Genomic DNA, 14,069 nt, shown 5'->3' with positions numbered 1-14,069 from the left:
ATGGTCAACCGTTTCTGTTATGACAGGATGGGATGGCTGAAATCAGCCCGCGGGCACGCCCTTGCTGGTCGAGTATTCAAAATGCAGCGCCGTATCGGGGTGCACGATGGGGTGGATGGCGTGGGCGGCCATGGCCCCTTCGGTAAAGCCCTGCAGGATCAGTTTCAGCTTGCCGGGATAGGTCGCGACATCACCCACGGCGAAAATGCCGGGCAGGCTGCTTTCACAGGTGGACGGAGTGACGGGAATGGTGCCGCGTATGGTGTCCAGCCCCCACTGCGCGATCGGGCCAAGGTCGGTCGCCAGCCCGAAGAAGGGCAGCAGGTGATCGCATGTCACATGCCGCACCGTGCCATCCAGTGTCGCAAGGTCCACACCGGTCAGCTGCCCCTGCGCGCCATGCAGGCCATGCAGCTGGTAGCCGATGATCTTTTCCACCTGACCTAGTGCCACGGCGTCATCCAGCTGGCGCAGGCTTTCAGGGGCGGCGCGGAAGCGGTCGCGGCGGTGCACCAGCTTCACGCTGCGCGCCACGTCGCGCAGGGCCAGCGCCCAGTCCACAGCGGAATCGCCACCGCCTGCGATCAGAACGTCCCTGTCCGCGAAATCGGCGCGGCGGCGGACGAAATACTGCACGCCGCCGGTCTGCTCGAACGCTTCCAGCCCGTCGAGCGGGGGACGGTTGGGGCCGAATGCGCCAGCCCCTGCCGCGATGATGACCGCGCGGGCCGCAATGACATCCCCGCTGGACGTGCCCAGTACGAAACTGCCACGCGTGCCATCCAGCCGTTCCACCCGGCGGCCCAGCAGGCGGGGCACGTCAAAGGGGACGATCTGGCGGTCAAGGGCTTCGATCAGCGCGCCACCCTCGATCGCCGGATGGGCGGGAATGTCATAAATCGGCTTTTCGGGATACAGCGCGGTGCACTGTCCCCCGATTTCATCCAGCGCATCGATGATGATGCAGCCAAGCTTGAGCATCCCGCATTCAAACGCGGCAAACAGCCCGGCGGGGCCTGCGCCGATAATGGCGACATCGGTGGTGTGGGTGGGGGAGGGCATGGTCATGTCCGGCTCTGGTGTTCCGCAGTCCGTGGTCTGGTTCATAGGCATATGTCACGTGCGGTTTTGCGTTGTTGCGGGCGCTGGCGCAAGCGCTTTGGCGCATCCTTTCCATCGCCCCTTGTGCGTGGGCGGTATGGGGGGGCACAATCGGTTCATGAGATATAATCGTGCAAAAGCAGGGGATGGGACCGCCAATGCGTGAAATTTCCCTGCCTGATACACAGGCCACGACAGCCCTTGGCCATGCGCTGGCCAGCGTGCTGCGTGCAGGCGACTGCGTGTTGCTGGAAGGAGATCTGGGGGCGGGCAAGACCACGCTGGCGCGCGCCCTGCTGCGCGCCCTGTGCGACGATGCGGACATGGAGGTGCCAAGCCCGTCCTACACCCTGGTGCAGGTCTATGACGCGCCGGTGGGTGAGGTCGCGCATTTCGACCTGTGGCGTCTTGATGGACCGGAAGGGGTGCATGAACTGGGCTGGGATGACGCGCGTGAGGGGGTTGTCCTTGTGGAATGGCCGCAGCGTCTGGGCACGCTTGCCCCACCTGATGCGTTGCGTATTACCCTTGCGCCCGATGCGACGGGCGGCCGGATCGCCCGGCTGGAGGGGTGGGATACGCGGCTGGCGCAATCAGCAGTTTTCGGGACAGGAGATGCATCATGGGCGTGAACATGCCCCATACCGCCATGGTTTTCGCAGCAGGTCTGGGGCGGCGGATGCGGCCGCTGAGCGAATCGATGCCCAAGCCGCTGCTGCGCGTGGCGGGACAGCCCATTCTGGATCACGTGCTGGACCGGCTGGAGGCCTGTGGCGTGCAGCAGGTGGTGGTCAACGCCCACTGGCGGCCCGATGACATCCACGCAGCCCTTGCCGCGCGGAAGGCCGCCCGGCGCGGGCCGGTAACGATTGAACAGCCCGAACCCACCCTGCTGGAAACCGGGGGCAGTGCGGCTGCTGCCCTGCGGGTGGGACGACTGGGGCCGGGGCCGTTTTTCCTGCTCAATGGTGATGCCATGTGGCTCAACGGGCCGGTGCCCGCGCTGCGCAGGCTGGCTGCGGCATTCGATCCCGAACGTATGGACGCCATGCTGCTGCTGGGGGCCATGACGCGCGCGGTGGGTGAAGTCGGGCACGGAGATTTCGCGGTGAACGCGCATGGCGTGCCGCGCCGCCCCCGTACCGGGGAAATCACGCCCTATGTTTTTACGGGCGTGCAGATCGTCTCCCCCTCCCTGTTCGATGGCGCGCCGGAAGGCGGGTTCAGCATGAACCGGCTATGGGACCGCGCGATGGAGGCGGGCAGGCTGGGCGTGATCGTACACGATTCGCTGTGGTTCCACCTGTCCCGTCCCGCCGATATCGATGCGGCGGAACGCGTGCTGCATTCCGCCCTGAATCCGGATTCGGATAACGATATATGACCGACGCCACGACCGCCTGCGTGCTGGGGCGTGCGGCGGTCGTGCCGCCGCATGTGCCATTTGTTGACCAGATTGCCGCCCGCTGGCTGGAACAGGCGGGTCATGACGCGCAGGCCTGCGGCAACGGCGTGATCCTGCTGCCCAGCCGCCGTGCCGCCCGTGCGCTGACCGAAGCCTTCGTGCGCCAGGTGGATGGCCGTCCCATCCTGCTGCCCCGTATCGCGCCCATCGCCGCACTGGATGAGGCATCGCTGGCGCTGTCGGGATGCAACGCGCTGGAACTGCCGCCCGCGGTTGATCCTGTCCGGCGGCTGGCGACGCTGACGCTGCTGGTCATGCAGGCGGGCAAGGCGTTTGGCGATGTGCAGGGTGTGGATCAGGCATGGCCGCTGGCGCGTGCGCTGGCGGACCTGATGGATGAGGCGGAATGGGCGGAATGCGACCTGTGTGAACGCCTGCCCCATGCGGCGGATGGTGATTTCGCCCAGCACTGGCACCAGACGCTGAAATTCCTGTCCATTGTCACCAGCGTGTGGCCGGCGTGGCTTGCGGAACAGGGCGTGATGAACCCCGTCGCCCGTCAGACCGCCCTGCTGCATGCGCAGGCCGCGCGATGGATGGAGACACCGCCGCCATCGGGTTATCCCATCTGGGCCGCCGGTTTTTCCGATGCAGTGCCTTCCACCATCGCCATGCTGCGTGCCGTGCTGTCCCTGCCGGACGGGATGCTGGTGCTGCCCGGTGTGGATATGGACTGCGATGATGACGTCTGGCAGCGCCTGCCGCCTGACCACCCGCAGGCAGGCACGGCGCATATGCTGGCCAGGCTGGGCATTGAACGCGCGTGCATGGAACAGTGGGACACCCTGAGTGATGGTGGCGTGGCCAGCAGCCCCGTCTCCCGCGCCAGCCTGCTGGCCCGCGCGCTGCTGCCCGCCCACGCGCTGGACCGCTGGCGCGCGCCGGATGCCCCGGTCGTGGCCGAGGGCCTGTCGGTCCTGCGCAGCGCCGACCAGCAGGAAGAAGCCGCCGCCATTGCCATGGTGCTGCGGCAGGTTATCGAACAGCCGGGCAGGCGCGCGGCCCTTGTCACCCCCGACCGGGCGCTGGCCGGGCGTGTAGCGACGGAGCTGGTGCGCTGGGGCGTCATTGCCGATGACAGTGCGGGCGAAAGCCTGCTGACCGTGCCGCAGACCGCTTTCCTGCGGCTGATCGTGCAGGCAGTGGATGGCGGGCTGTCGCCGGTCGCCCTTCTGTCCGTCATCAAGCATCCGCTTGCGGCATGTGGGCTGTCACCGGGCAACTGCCGCGCCAGCGCGCGACAGCTTGAACGCCTTGTCCTGCGTGGTCCGGCCCCGCCGCCGGGTATCGCGGGCCTGCGCAGCGCACTGGCGCGCGCGGCCGATGACCCGCATGGCGCGCTGGCCGATGCGCCGGACGCGCCGGAGGAAATCAACGCCTTCCTCGACCGTCTGGAAACAGCCTTCGGCCCGCTGCTGGCCCTGCCGGGCAGCACGATGGTGCCGGTGTCCATCCTGTTGTCCGCACTGGTGGAAACCGCGCAGGCGCTGGCCACGACCGATATGATGGATGGGGCAGAGCGGCTGTGGGCGGGCGAGGAAGGCAATGCGCTGGGCCAGCATATGAGTGCGATGCTGGCATGGTGCGACGTGCTGCCCGATGCACGTGCTGGCGCGCTGGATGGGCTGCTGGCGTCCTCACTTGCCGGCATGACGGTGCAGGGACGGCGTGCCGTGCGGGGGCGCGAGGGTACGGCGGTGCATCCGCGCGTATTCATATGGGGCCTGTTGGAAGCCCGGCTGCAGACGGCGGATACCATTGTGCTGGGCGGCCTGGTTGAAACCGTCTGGCCACCCGCGACCGATCCGGGGCCATGGATGAGCCGCCCCATGCGTACGCGCGTCGGCCTGCCATCCCCCGAATGGGCGATCGGGCAGGCGGCGCATGATTTCGTGTCCTGCGCATGCGCGGCACCCCACGTGGTGCTGTCGCTGGCTGCCCGCCGGCAGGGTGCGCCGACGGTGCCCGCGCGGTGGCTGGTGCGGCTGGATGCGTATCTGGCGGGGCATGGCCATGGCCTGCCGGGACATCCGGCGCTGCGCTGGCTGGACAGCCTTGATCGACCACAGGGTGCTGCCGTACCGGTTGCCCCACCACAGCCACGGCCTGCGGTGGGCCTGCGCCCGCGCAGCCTGTCGGTGACGGAAATCGAGACATGGATGCGCGACCCCTACGCCATTTACGCACGGCGTATCCTCCGGCTGCGTCCACTGGCGGATCTGGAGGAACTGGCCGATGCCGCCGATTACGGGCAGATCGTGCATGCAGCGCTGGATCGCTGGTTCCGCGCCCATCCTGCCGACTGGCCCCATGACGGTGCGGCCCGTCTGCGCGACGTATTCGCCGATGTATTGCGGGAGGCCGACCTGCGTCCCGCCCTTGCCGCATGGTGGGCGCCCCGGCTGGAACGTATCGCGGCATGGTGCGCCCAGGCCGAGGAAACACGTCGCGCCACTGGCGGCCCCCGCACCGTGCTGACGGAACTGGGGGGCACGATGCGGCTGGAGGACCTGCCAGGTGGCCCCTTCACCCTGCGGGGACGCGCGGACCGGATTGATCTGCATGGGGATGCCAGTCTGAGCCTGTTTGACTACAAGACCGGCACGCTGCCCACCCGGCGCAGCGTGATGGAAGGATGGCAGTCGCAGCTGGTGCTGGAGGCGGCGATGATCGAATGCGGCGGCTTCCCGCCCCCGGTCGCGGGCACGGTTGCGGAACTGGTGTACTGGCGGCTGACCGGCGGCCATGTCCCGGCACAGGTGCTGGATGTGGCGCGGGGGGAAGAACTGGCGGACCTGATCGCGGGGTGTCGGGCCGGGCTGCGCGCGCTGGTTGAGGCCTATGACAATCCTGACCAGCCTTACCTGTCCCATCCCTTTCCGGGGGAGGAACCACGTTTTGCCGATTATGCGCATCTGGCCCGTGTCGCGGAATGGAGTGCCGCGCGTGAGGAGAATGGCGGATGAACAGGGTCATGACGAAGGGTGACGGCATGGCGTCCGCCATCGACATCGCCAATCGCAGCCAGGCGGAAGCCTCTGACCCGCAGGCGTCGGTGTTCGTTTCCGCATCGGCGGGCAGTGGCAAGACCAAGCTGCTGATCGACCGGCTGCTGCGCCTCATGCTGCCGCGTGACGTGCCCGACCGTGATGGCGTCATGACCCGCGTGCCCGGCAGCGATCCCGGCCGTATCCTGTGCCTGACCTTTACCAAGGCGGCGGCGGCGGAAATGTCCATCCGCCTGCAGAACCGTCTGGGCCAGTGGGTCATGCTGCCTGATGCGGATCTGGACCGGGAACTGGACCGCCTGTCCGTTCCCACGGGGGAAGAAACCCGTCGCGTGGCGCGCGAACTGTTTGCCCGCGTGCTGGACCTGCCCGGCGGCATGCGCATCGGCACCATCCATGCCTTCTGCCAGTCGCTGCTGCGGCGATTCCCGGTCGAGGCCGCGATCAGCCCGCATTTCACCCTGATTGAGGAAACCGATGCCCGTCTGGCCCAGCGCGCGGCGGTGGAGGATGTGGTGGGACAGAATGGTCCCGCCGTCGCCATGCTGGCAGGGCAGATCGGGGTAGGGGATTTCACCGCGCTGATTGCCCGGCTGCAGGCCCAGTCGCGTCGTATGCTGCCGGTGGCGCGCCGGTGGATGGTGGACCGCGCGGGCGTGGAATCGGCCCTCATGCGCCTGCTGGGCATAAGCGGGCGCAGCGTGGACGAGGTGCTGCGCGCTGCCTGCGCCACGATCCCGGACGAAGACGCCCTGCGTGACGGCCTGCGGTACGTGGCGCAGGAAGGATCGCCCAAGGTGCGGGTGCAGGCGGAAACCATGCTGGGCTGGCTGGCGCAGGACACGGCTGCCCGCGCGGCGGACTGGTCCACATGGCGCAGTGGCCTGCTGACGCAGAAGGGTGAACCCCGTCAGCGTGGTGGCCTGAACGCCAGGCTGGCTGCCGACTGCTCCAGTCTTGTTGACCAGCTTCTGGCTGAAGCCGCGCGGGTCATTGAGATCGACCAGCAGTTGCGCGCCATCACGGTGTTCGAACTGACCTGTGCCCTGCTCTCCGTGGCCCAGCCGGTGCTGGAACGCTACGCCACGCGCAAGAATGCGCAGGGCATGGTCGATTATGATGACCTGATCGACCGGACGCTGGACCTGCTGCGCGATCCGGGGGCGGCATGGGTGCTGTACAAGCTTGATGGCGGCATCGACCACCTGCTGCTTGATGAGGTGCAGGACACATCCCCCGACCAGTGGGCCATTGCCGGTGGCCTTACGGCGGAATTCTTCGCGGGCGAAGGCACGCATGATGATGACGGCTGCCCCCGCACAATTTTCGCGGTGGGGGATTACAAGCAGTCGATCTATTCATTCCAGGGGGCCGATCCGGAGGCCTTTCGTGCGTGGCGGCAGCGATTCCGCCGCAGCGCTGCCGCCGCCCGCGCCATATGGCGCGAACCGGCGCTGACGGTTTCCTTCCGTTCAACGGCACCGGTGCTGAAACTGGTGGACAGCGTGTTCGCCAATCCCGCCGCCGCGCGTGGCGTGGTGGAGCCCGACGGCACCATTCCCGCCCATGTCACCGCCCGGCCGGGGCAGGGCGGATGCGTGGAAATCTGGCCCCCCGTGCCGGTGGAACCTGATGAGACGGACATAAGCCCCTGGATGGCCCCGACCCGTAACGCCGGGCAGTCCACGGCGCAGCAGCGTCTGGCCGACACGCTGGCGGGCTGGATCTCCCGGCAGTTGCGTACGTCCCCCCCGGCAGGCGAATCGCCGCTGGTGCCCGGCGACGTGCTGATTCTTGTGCCCCGTCGTTCCGCCTTCGCGCGCGCATTGATCCGGGCGCTGAAAAGCAATGACGTGCCGGTGGCGACACTGGTGCGCACCGTGCTGACCGACCAGCTTGCGGTACAGGATCTTATGGCGCTGTGTGCGGCCCTGCTGCTGCCGCAGGATGACCTGACGCTGGCCTGCGTGCTGACCTCTCCCATCGGCGGGCTGGATGACGACTCGCTCATGCATCTGGCGACGGGGCGTGATGGGCAGCCGCTCTGGGCGGTGCTGCGGGCGCGTCATGCGGAACGGCCCGACTGGTCGGCGGCGTGGCATATCCTCAATACCCTGTTCCGTCAGGTCGATTACGCCACGCCCTACCAGCTTCTGGCCGAAGCCCTTGGCCCGCTGGGTGGTCGTGCCCGGCTGCTGGCCCGCCTTGGAGCTGAAGCGGTGGAACCTGTGGACGAACTGCTGTCCGCCGCCCTGCGGTTTGAGGAAACGCACGCCATTTCCCTGCAGGGTTTCCTGCACTGGCTTAATGCATCGGATGAAACCGTGCGGCATGAACCCGATGCATCGGCCAACATGGTGCGTGTCATGACCGCGCATGGGGCGAAGGGGTTGCAGGCACGCCTTGTCATCCTGCCCGATACGATCGCGACGCCCCGTTCCGATACCAATATATTGTGGGAAACCGACACGGCCACGGCACTCGACATCCCGATATGGGTGCCCCGGCGGGAGCTGGCCACCGATGTGACGGCCGCCGTGCAGGAGAAGATACGCCGTGAAGCGGCGGAGGAATATAACCGCCTGCTGTATGTCGCCCTGACCCGCGCCAGTGACCGGCTGGTGATCTGTGGGTGGGAACCCCGGCGCGGCGTGCCTGATGGCTGCTGGTATGATCTGTGCAGACAGGGATTCGAAAGTGCCGGTGCCACGGCCCGGCCCTTTGATCTTGGCTGGGAAGGTGAAAGCCTTGTGCTGGAAGAAGCGCGTACGGTCCTGCCCGCTCGGGCGTCCCGTACCGATAACGGCTCCGTTGCACAGGAAACGGTACCTGCCCTGCCGGCATGGATGGGCCATGCCCCGCTATGGCAGCCCGTCATGCCGGTCATGGAGGGGCCACTGGCCCGTCCGCTGGCCCCCAGCCGTCCCGATGACATAGCCCTTGGCCCACAGCCCGCCGTGCGGTCGCCACTGGTATCTGCCAGCACCGTGCGGAGCCGCGCTGACCAGACCGGCCAGCGCGCCCGTGCCCTGCAACGCGGGCAACTGGTGCATGCCCTGCTGCAATATCTGCCGGACTGTCCTGAGGATGAACGGGCGGAGCTTGCGTGGTCGTGGCTGTGGCGCCCGGCGGCGGGACTGGACCCTGCGCAGTGCGAGTCACTGGTGGCGCAGGTGCTTGCGGTCATGGACATGCCGCGCCTTGCCGCCCTGTTTGCCCCTGGCAGCCGGGCGGAACAGCCGCTGGCCGGTATCGTGGGCCAGCAGGTGATCGTAGGGCAGGTGGACCGCATGGCGGTCAGTACGGATACGGTGACGGTGTGCGATTTCAAGACAAACCGCACACCACCGGCAGACGTTGACAGAACGCCGGTGCTGTACCTGCGGCAGATGGCGGCTTACCGTGCCCTGCTGCATGGGGTCTATCCCGGCAGGCAGGTAGTGTGTGTGCTGGTCTGGACGGAGGGCGTGCGCGTTGACATTCTGCCTGCTACGCTACTGGACCGGTATGCGCCGGATATGGCCGCTGCGACTTGACCGCATGCGTCGGCATGGCCATGTCAGCAGGACAGGGCGGTGTTGGCCGCCATAAAGGAGTTTTGAGTGATGAGTGAAAACACGATTGCCGTAAGCGACGACCAGTTCAAGACGCAGGTTCTGGAATCCAAGGAACCCGTTCTGGTCGATTTCTGGGCGGAATGGTGTGGCCCGTGCAAGATGATCGCACCGGCACTGGATGAAATCGGGGCTGAATTCAAGGGCAAGATGACCGTCGCCAAGGTCAATATCGATGATAACCCCAACACGCCCAACAATTACGCCGTGCGCGGCATTCCGACGCTGATCCTGTTCAAGGATGGTGCGCCGGTTGCCAGCAAGACCGGCGCCCTGCCCAAAAGCCAGCTCAAGGAATGGGTCAAGAGCAATCTCGGCTGATTGTCCAGCCGTCAGGAGTGGCCCGTCAGGATGCGCGGGCCACATCCGTCCATGTGGTGGGCACTGTCCCTGAATGGGCCAGGCCGGATCGGAAACCGGGCGCGCATAGCGTGCGGAATTCGGCTTCATGCTCGTATGTGGGCATGAGCTTCTGCAGCAGTTTGTTCTTGGCCGTGGCCGGGTGGAAATAGATTTCCGACAGGCCGTCCGGCAGGTGGGCTGCAAGGGCCGATACCCGGTTGGTTGTCATATGCCCGCTCCACGCCAGCCCGAAACACCAGTCATTCGTCACCAGTCCCGCCTTGTGCGCCTGATGGCGCAGCAGGCCGGTCCAGCGGCGTAAGGCTGCATCCCCCAATGTATCGGTATAGGTGCCCGCGGCATAAAGCGGCTCGGGTGGTTCCAGTGGCACGCGGATCGCACGCAGTCCGTGGCGCAGTCCGCTTTCGATCATGTACCGCCCCACTGTGGGGTGCAGATGCATGTGCTTGTGTGCATTGGCGTGGTCCAGCGCCAGCCCCGTCGCGGCAAAGGCGCGGAACTGGGCCTCGATCTCGGCAGCCAGTTCACGACGCACGGCGGGGCGGAAGAAATATTCAACCCCCAGTTTCAGCTGGTCGGAAGGGAACTGCCCGTCCTGCGGCACCAGCAGCGGGATATCGGCAGGCGGCAGGGTTGCCGGTCCCTCGATCGCGACAAGGTGCAGTCCTACACGCAGGTCTGGCAGTTTCCGGGCCCGGCGTACGGCGTCGGCTGCGGCAGGGCCGGATACCATAAGGCTTGCGGTCGACAGCAATCCATCCCGATGGGCGATCTCGATCGCCTCGTTGACTTCTTCGGACAGGCCGAAATCATCGGCGGATATGATGACGCGCTTCATGATGGAAAACCGGGTGACATGACAAAAGAAATGCCGGAACCCGAAGGTCCCGGCATGGGATAATCGCAGAAAGCCGATCAGGCGGCGCGGCGTTCGCGCAGGAACTGGAAGAACTCCACCCCTTCGCGCAGGCGGCGCTTCATCATCTGCGGGCTGCGGACCATCTCGTTCACGATAGAGGCGATCTTGGGCGCACGGAAATAGAACTTCCGGTAGAATTCTTCCACGCTCTGGAAGATTTCCGTGTGCGACAGGTGCGGGTAGTGCAGCGGTGCGATCTGCACACCGTTATCATCAATCAGCTCGGCGTTCTTTTCATCCAGCCAGCCATTCTCGGTCGCCTGCTTGTGCAGGAACGTGCCGGGATACGGCGCTGCCAGCGAGACCTGCAGCGTGTGCGGGTTGATTTCGGTGGCGAACTTGATGGTTTCCTGGATGGTTTCCTTCGTCTCGCCCGGCAGGCCGAGGATGAAGGTACCATGGATCTTGATACCCAGTTCGTGGCAGTTCTTGGTGAATTCACGCGCCGTCTCGACGCGCATGCCCTTCTTGATGTTGTGCAGGATCTGCTGGTTGCCGCTTTCGTAACCGACCAGCAGCAGGCGCAGGCCGTTGGCCTTGAGTACTTCCAGCGTCTTGCGGGGCACATTGGCCTTCGCGTTGCACGACCACGTCACACCCAGCTTGCCCAGTTCCTTGGCGATCGCTTCAGCGCGCGGCAGGTCATCGGTGAAGGTGTCGTCGTCGAAGAAGAATTCCTTGACCTGCGGGAAATACTGCTTCGCCAGACGGATTTCGGCGGCCACGTGTTCGGGGCTGCGGGTGCGGTAGTGGTGGCCACCCACCGTCTGCGGCCACAGGCAGAAGGTGCAGCGCGACTTGCAGCCACGGCCGGTATAGATCGAGATATACGGGTGCATGAGGTACCCGATGAAGTAATCCTCGATCTTCAGGTCACGCTTGTACACTTCGGTCACGAACGGCAGGCTGTCCATGTCCTCGATCATCGCGCGGTCGCGGTTATGGACGATCTTGCCATCAGCATCGCGCCAGGAGATGCCATCGACATCCTTCCAGTCGCGACCTTCCGCCATTTCCTTGATGGTGAAGTCGAATTCGTTGCGCGCCACGAAATCGACCGGCGGGGCGTTCAGCAGGCTTTCCTCGGGCTGGACGGCAACCTTTGCGCCGACCATGCCGATTTTCACCTTCGGGTTTGCGTCCTTGAGCATCTGGGCGACGCGCACATCGGATGCAAAGGACGGGGTGGAGGTGTGCATGATGACCAGGTCACGGTTGCGCACGTCTTCCAGGATCGGCTCCATGCCCATGCGCGCGGGTGGTGCATCAATCAGGCGGCTGCCTTCCACCATGGCGGCAGGCTGCGCCAGCCACGTCGGATACCAGAACGACTTGATTTCCCGCTTGGCCTGATAGCGGGAGCCGGCCCCACCGTCGAATCCGTCAAACGAAGGCGGCTGGAGAAACAGGGTTTTCATCATGCTACGCATATCCTCGGGCTCTGGCGGGGAATGGGGTTCCCTTAATACCCGTTCTTATTGACTACAGGGGTGGAATTCTCAAGCAGTTCAGCCTGCGGGCGGCGGGTCAGTCACCGGGGGAAGCCGGTTGCGATCGTGGTGTCATGACCGAATGGGGCGTGACATGCATTGTCTGGCCACGCCATGCAACCCGTGTGCCCGTGACACTGCCCACCATGACTGCAGCCGAAATCCAGTCGCGTAATGGCAGAAGCAGTAACGGCAGCAGGCTGCGTTGTGCCAGCGTCCGGTCCAGGATGAAGGAGCATACGGCCCGCCATCCCCATGCACCAAGAAAGAAGAACCATGCCCAGGCCGCATGCGGTGCGGCAAGCACGGCAACAGTGGCCCAGAACAGGGGAAGCTGGATGGTGGACGCGGCGTAACCTGCCGGCTCCAGCGTCTTGACGGTCCGGCCCCAGCGCAGTTCATGCGCCAGCACCTCGCGCATCGAGGTTTCGCCCACGGTGGTCCATGTCATGCACGCGGCAATGGCGATATCCTTGCCACGGTCACGTACGTAGCGGCCCAGTATCGCATCATCGGCCACATGTGGCACGAGTGCTTCCAGCCCGCCGATTTCGTCCAGCATGGAACGCCGCAGCGCCATCGTCGCGCCAAGGCAGTCCTGCCGCCCGAGATAGCGTGACAGCATCACGCCGGGCAGGAAATTGTGGTTGATCTGGCATGCGGCCAGCAGGCGCGGCACGGTGGGGGAAGCTGGCAGTCCCGCGTACAGCGTCGTGACCAGGCCTACATTGTCGGGCACCATGGCACCCACCACATGCCGCAGGTAATCAGGGGCAACGTGGATATCCGAGTCGGAAATGACCAGGACATCATGCTTCACACGCGCCATGATGTTGATCAGGTTGCCGATCTTGCGGTTGACCCCGTGAAAAGTGGGATCAATCACCAGTTCCATCTGCACGTCCGGGTGACGTTCCATCAACCGGCGTACGATCGGGATCGCCGCATCGTCTTCAGCCTGTACGCCGAAGACAATCTGCATCTGCGGGTAATCCTGCGTGCAGAAGCTTTCAAGCGCTTCCTCCAGCAGCGGTTCATCGCCGTGGAGGGGCTTGAGCACGGAGACCGGAGGCATGGGCACCGCCCGGTCCACGCGTTTTTCCTGCCATCGGAAACGCGAGACCAGAAAAGTGCCAAGCGCTGCCTGCATGCACCCGGCGGCCGCAACGGTCGCGGCCAGTCCGGCGGGTGAAACAAGAGCGTTGAAAACAGACATTATCTTTCCGGCAAGGTCCCGCGTATGGAGCTGAATTAGAAAACGACGTCAGGGGAGTGTAATATCACTCTTCCGAGAACGTTTTGATCTTTTTCTGTAGCAGATTCGTCAGTTTCTGCACATTCCCGCCCGACAGTGCGGAGCTGAAGTCCGCCCGCTGGGCCGCGACCTGGCTGATATGGGCATTGAGCAGCACGTCAACGATCCGCCAGCCCTTGGCACCCGAACGCATGACGTAGTTGATTTCGGTCCCGCTCGGGTCATCGGACGAGCCGATATGTGTTACAACAATACGGTCATTGCCAACGGGAGAAGGGGTGACGGTCGGGTCGATGGTGAAGCGGGCGTCGCTGCCGGGCTTGAAGCTGGAAACATAGCGGGCGATCGTGAACTGACGGAATGTGGTCAGCAGGGTCTGCTTCTGATCATCGCTCAGGCCGGCGTAACGCGGTCCGATGGAGGATGCGAGCACGGCCTCGATATCATAGGCATGGTCGATCGCCGGGGCCAGCATCTGTGAACGCTGCTCGAACGAACCGCTGCCCTTGGCCTGCACGCGCTCCAGCGCGGCATACAGGCTTTTGATCGGCTCCTGCACCTGCGCATCGGCTGCGCTGGCCGCATGGGCTGCATGAAGGGGGAGGACGGCAGGGACGACCGGTGCCGCCATCAGTCCGGCGCACAGCGCCAGCGAGGTGGTTTTCAGGACATGTTTCATAATGTTCATGATTTCGGTCCGTTTGCTGTCTTTAGCAAGGGCTGCGTCATGCTGATTCCGACACCCAGCGCCTCAAGGGCGGTATTGGTGATGGCCACCGCATCCAGCCCGGCCTCATGATACTGTGCGGCCTGGGTGTTGTGATCGATGAAGCGGTCGGGCAGGGTCATGGGGC

At 65.1% G+C, this 14,069-nt stretch carries 10 protein-coding genes; 5 read left to right on the top strand and 5 right to left on the bottom strand.

Features of this window, described 5'->3' with window-relative positions:
- Nucleotides 1-42 precede the first annotated feature (42 nt).
- Entirely contained in the window at nt 43-1,068 is a 1,026-nt protein-coding gene (locus MSKU9_RS09460) for an NAD(P)/FAD-dependent oxidoreductase (protein WP_141261232.1), read from the bottom strand.
- 191 nt (nt 1,069-1,259) lie between these two features.
- On the opposite strand from MSKU9_RS09460, the gene tsaE reads away from it, so the two are divergent.
- The 5 genes from tsaE (at nt 1,260) to trxA (ending at nt 9,509) form a co-directional block, all read left to right on the top strand.
- Complete coding sequence (gene tsaE / locus MSKU9_RS09455) at nt 1,260-1,733, top strand: tRNA (adenosine(37)-N6)-threonylcarbamoyltransferase complex ATPase subunit type 1 TsaE (protein ID WP_141261231.1); 474 nt, start codon at nt 1,260-1,262, stop codon at nt 1,731-1,733.
- Nucleotides 1,724-2,485 carry a nucleotidyltransferase family protein gene (locus tag MSKU9_RS09450; RefSeq protein ID WP_141261230.1) on the top strand — a complete coding sequence of 254 codons (762 nt, stop codon included), beginning with the start codon at nt 1,724-1,726 and terminating at the stop codon, nt 2,483-2,485. The genes tsaE and MSKU9_RS09450 overlap by 10 nt, the downstream gene beginning before the upstream one ends.
- Nucleotides 2,482-5,532 carry a double-strand break repair protein AddB gene (gene addB / locus MSKU9_RS09445; RefSeq protein WP_141261229.1) on the top strand — a complete coding sequence of 1,017 codons (3,051 nt, stop codon included), beginning with the start codon at nt 2,482-2,484 and terminating at the stop codon, nt 5,530-5,532. The genes MSKU9_RS09450 and addB overlap by 4 nt, the downstream gene beginning before the upstream one ends.
- Nucleotides 5,529-9,110, top strand: coding sequence for a double-strand break repair helicase AddA (gene addA / locus MSKU9_RS09440; protein ID WP_141261228.1), 3,582 nt, complete (start codon nt 5,529-5,531; stop codon nt 9,108-9,110). Before addB ends, addA begins: the two co-directional genes overlap by 4 nt.
- Nucleotides 9,111-9,179: 69 nt before the next feature.
- Nucleotides 9,180-9,509 (top strand): thioredoxin TrxA, encoded by a 330-nt coding sequence (gene trxA / locus MSKU9_RS09435; protein WP_141261227.1) that lies wholly within the window; start codon nt 9,180-9,182, stop codon nt 9,507-9,509.
- 25 nt (nt 9,510-9,534) lie between these two features.
- On the opposite strand, the gene hpnK is transcribed toward trxA, so the two are convergent.
- The 4 genes from hpnK to MSKU9_RS09415 form a co-directional block, all read right to left on the bottom strand.
- Nucleotides 9,535-10,389 (bottom strand): hopanoid biosynthesis-associated protein HpnK, encoded by an 855-nt coding sequence (gene hpnK, locus MSKU9_RS09430; RefSeq protein WP_141261226.1) that lies wholly within the window; start codon nt 10,387-10,389, stop codon nt 9,535-9,537.
- A gap of 77 nt (nt 10,390-10,466) precedes the next feature.
- Nucleotides 10,467-11,891, bottom strand: coding sequence for a hopanoid biosynthesis associated radical SAM protein HpnJ (gene hpnJ / locus MSKU9_RS09425; protein WP_141261225.1), 1,425 nt, complete (start codon nt 11,889-11,891; stop codon nt 10,467-10,469).
- Nucleotides 11,892-11,997: 106 nt separating this feature from the next.
- Nucleotides 11,998-13,176 carry a bacteriohopanetetrol glucosamine biosynthesis glycosyltransferase HpnI gene (gene hpnI, locus MSKU9_RS09420; protein ID WP_141261223.1) on the bottom strand — a complete coding sequence of 393 codons (1,179 nt, stop codon included), beginning with the start codon at nt 13,174-13,176 and terminating at the stop codon, nt 11,998-12,000.
- Between the two features lie 64 nt (nt 13,177-13,240).
- Complete coding sequence (locus tag MSKU9_RS09415) at nt 13,241-13,903, bottom strand: ABC transporter substrate-binding protein (RefSeq protein WP_141261221.1); 663 nt, start codon at nt 13,901-13,903, stop codon at nt 13,241-13,243.
- Between the last annotated feature and the right edge of the window lie 166 nt (nt 13,904-14,069).

The sequence above is a fragment of the Komagataeibacter diospyri genome, from assembly GCF_006538165.1.
GTDB classification, from domain to species: domain Bacteria; phylum Pseudomonadota; class Alphaproteobacteria; order Acetobacterales; family Acetobacteraceae; genus Komagataeibacter; species Komagataeibacter diospyri.
Note: the sequence above shows the minus strand (reverse complement) of the source record. Positions and strands in the feature narration are given on the sequence as shown.

What these genes read in the sequence shown, in the direction of transcription:
- MSKU9_RS09460 (WP_141261232.1), bottom strand. Translation starts at nt 1,068, where the DNA reads ATGACCATGCCCTCCCCCACCCACACCACCGATGTCGCCATTATCGGC.
- tsaE (WP_141261231.1), top strand. Translation starts at nt 1,260, where the DNA reads ATGCGTGAAATTTCCCTGCCTGATACACAGGCCACGACAGCCCTTGGC.
- MSKU9_RS09450 (WP_141261230.1), top strand. Translation starts at nt 1,724, where the DNA reads ATGGGCGTGAACATGCCCCATACCGCCATGGTTTTCGCAGCAGGTCTG.
- addB (WP_141261229.1), top strand. Translation starts at nt 2,482, where the DNA reads ATGACCGACGCCACGACCGCCTGCGTGCTGGGGCGTGCGGCGGTCGTG.
- addA (WP_141261228.1), top strand. Translation starts at nt 5,529, where the DNA reads ATGAACAGGGTCATGACGAAGGGTGACGGCATGGCGTCCGCCATCGAC.
- trxA (WP_141261227.1), top strand. Translation starts at nt 9,180, where the DNA reads ATGAGTGAAAACACGATTGCCGTAAGCGACGACCAGTTCAAGACGCAG.
- hpnK (WP_141261226.1), bottom strand. Translation starts at nt 10,389, where the DNA reads ATGAAGCGCGTCATCATATCCGCCGATGATTTCGGCCTGTCCGAAGAA.
- hpnJ (WP_141261225.1), bottom strand. Translation starts at nt 11,891, where the DNA reads ATGATGAAAACCCTGTTTCTCCAGCCGCCTTCGTTTGACGGATTCGAC.
- hpnI (WP_141261223.1), bottom strand. Translation starts at nt 13,176, where the DNA reads ATGTCTGTTTTCAACGCTCTTGTTTCACCCGCCGGACTGGCCGCGACC.
- MSKU9_RS09415 (WP_141261221.1), bottom strand. Translation starts at nt 13,903, where the DNA reads ATGAACATTATGAAACATGTCCTGAAAACCACCTCGCTGGCGCTGTGC.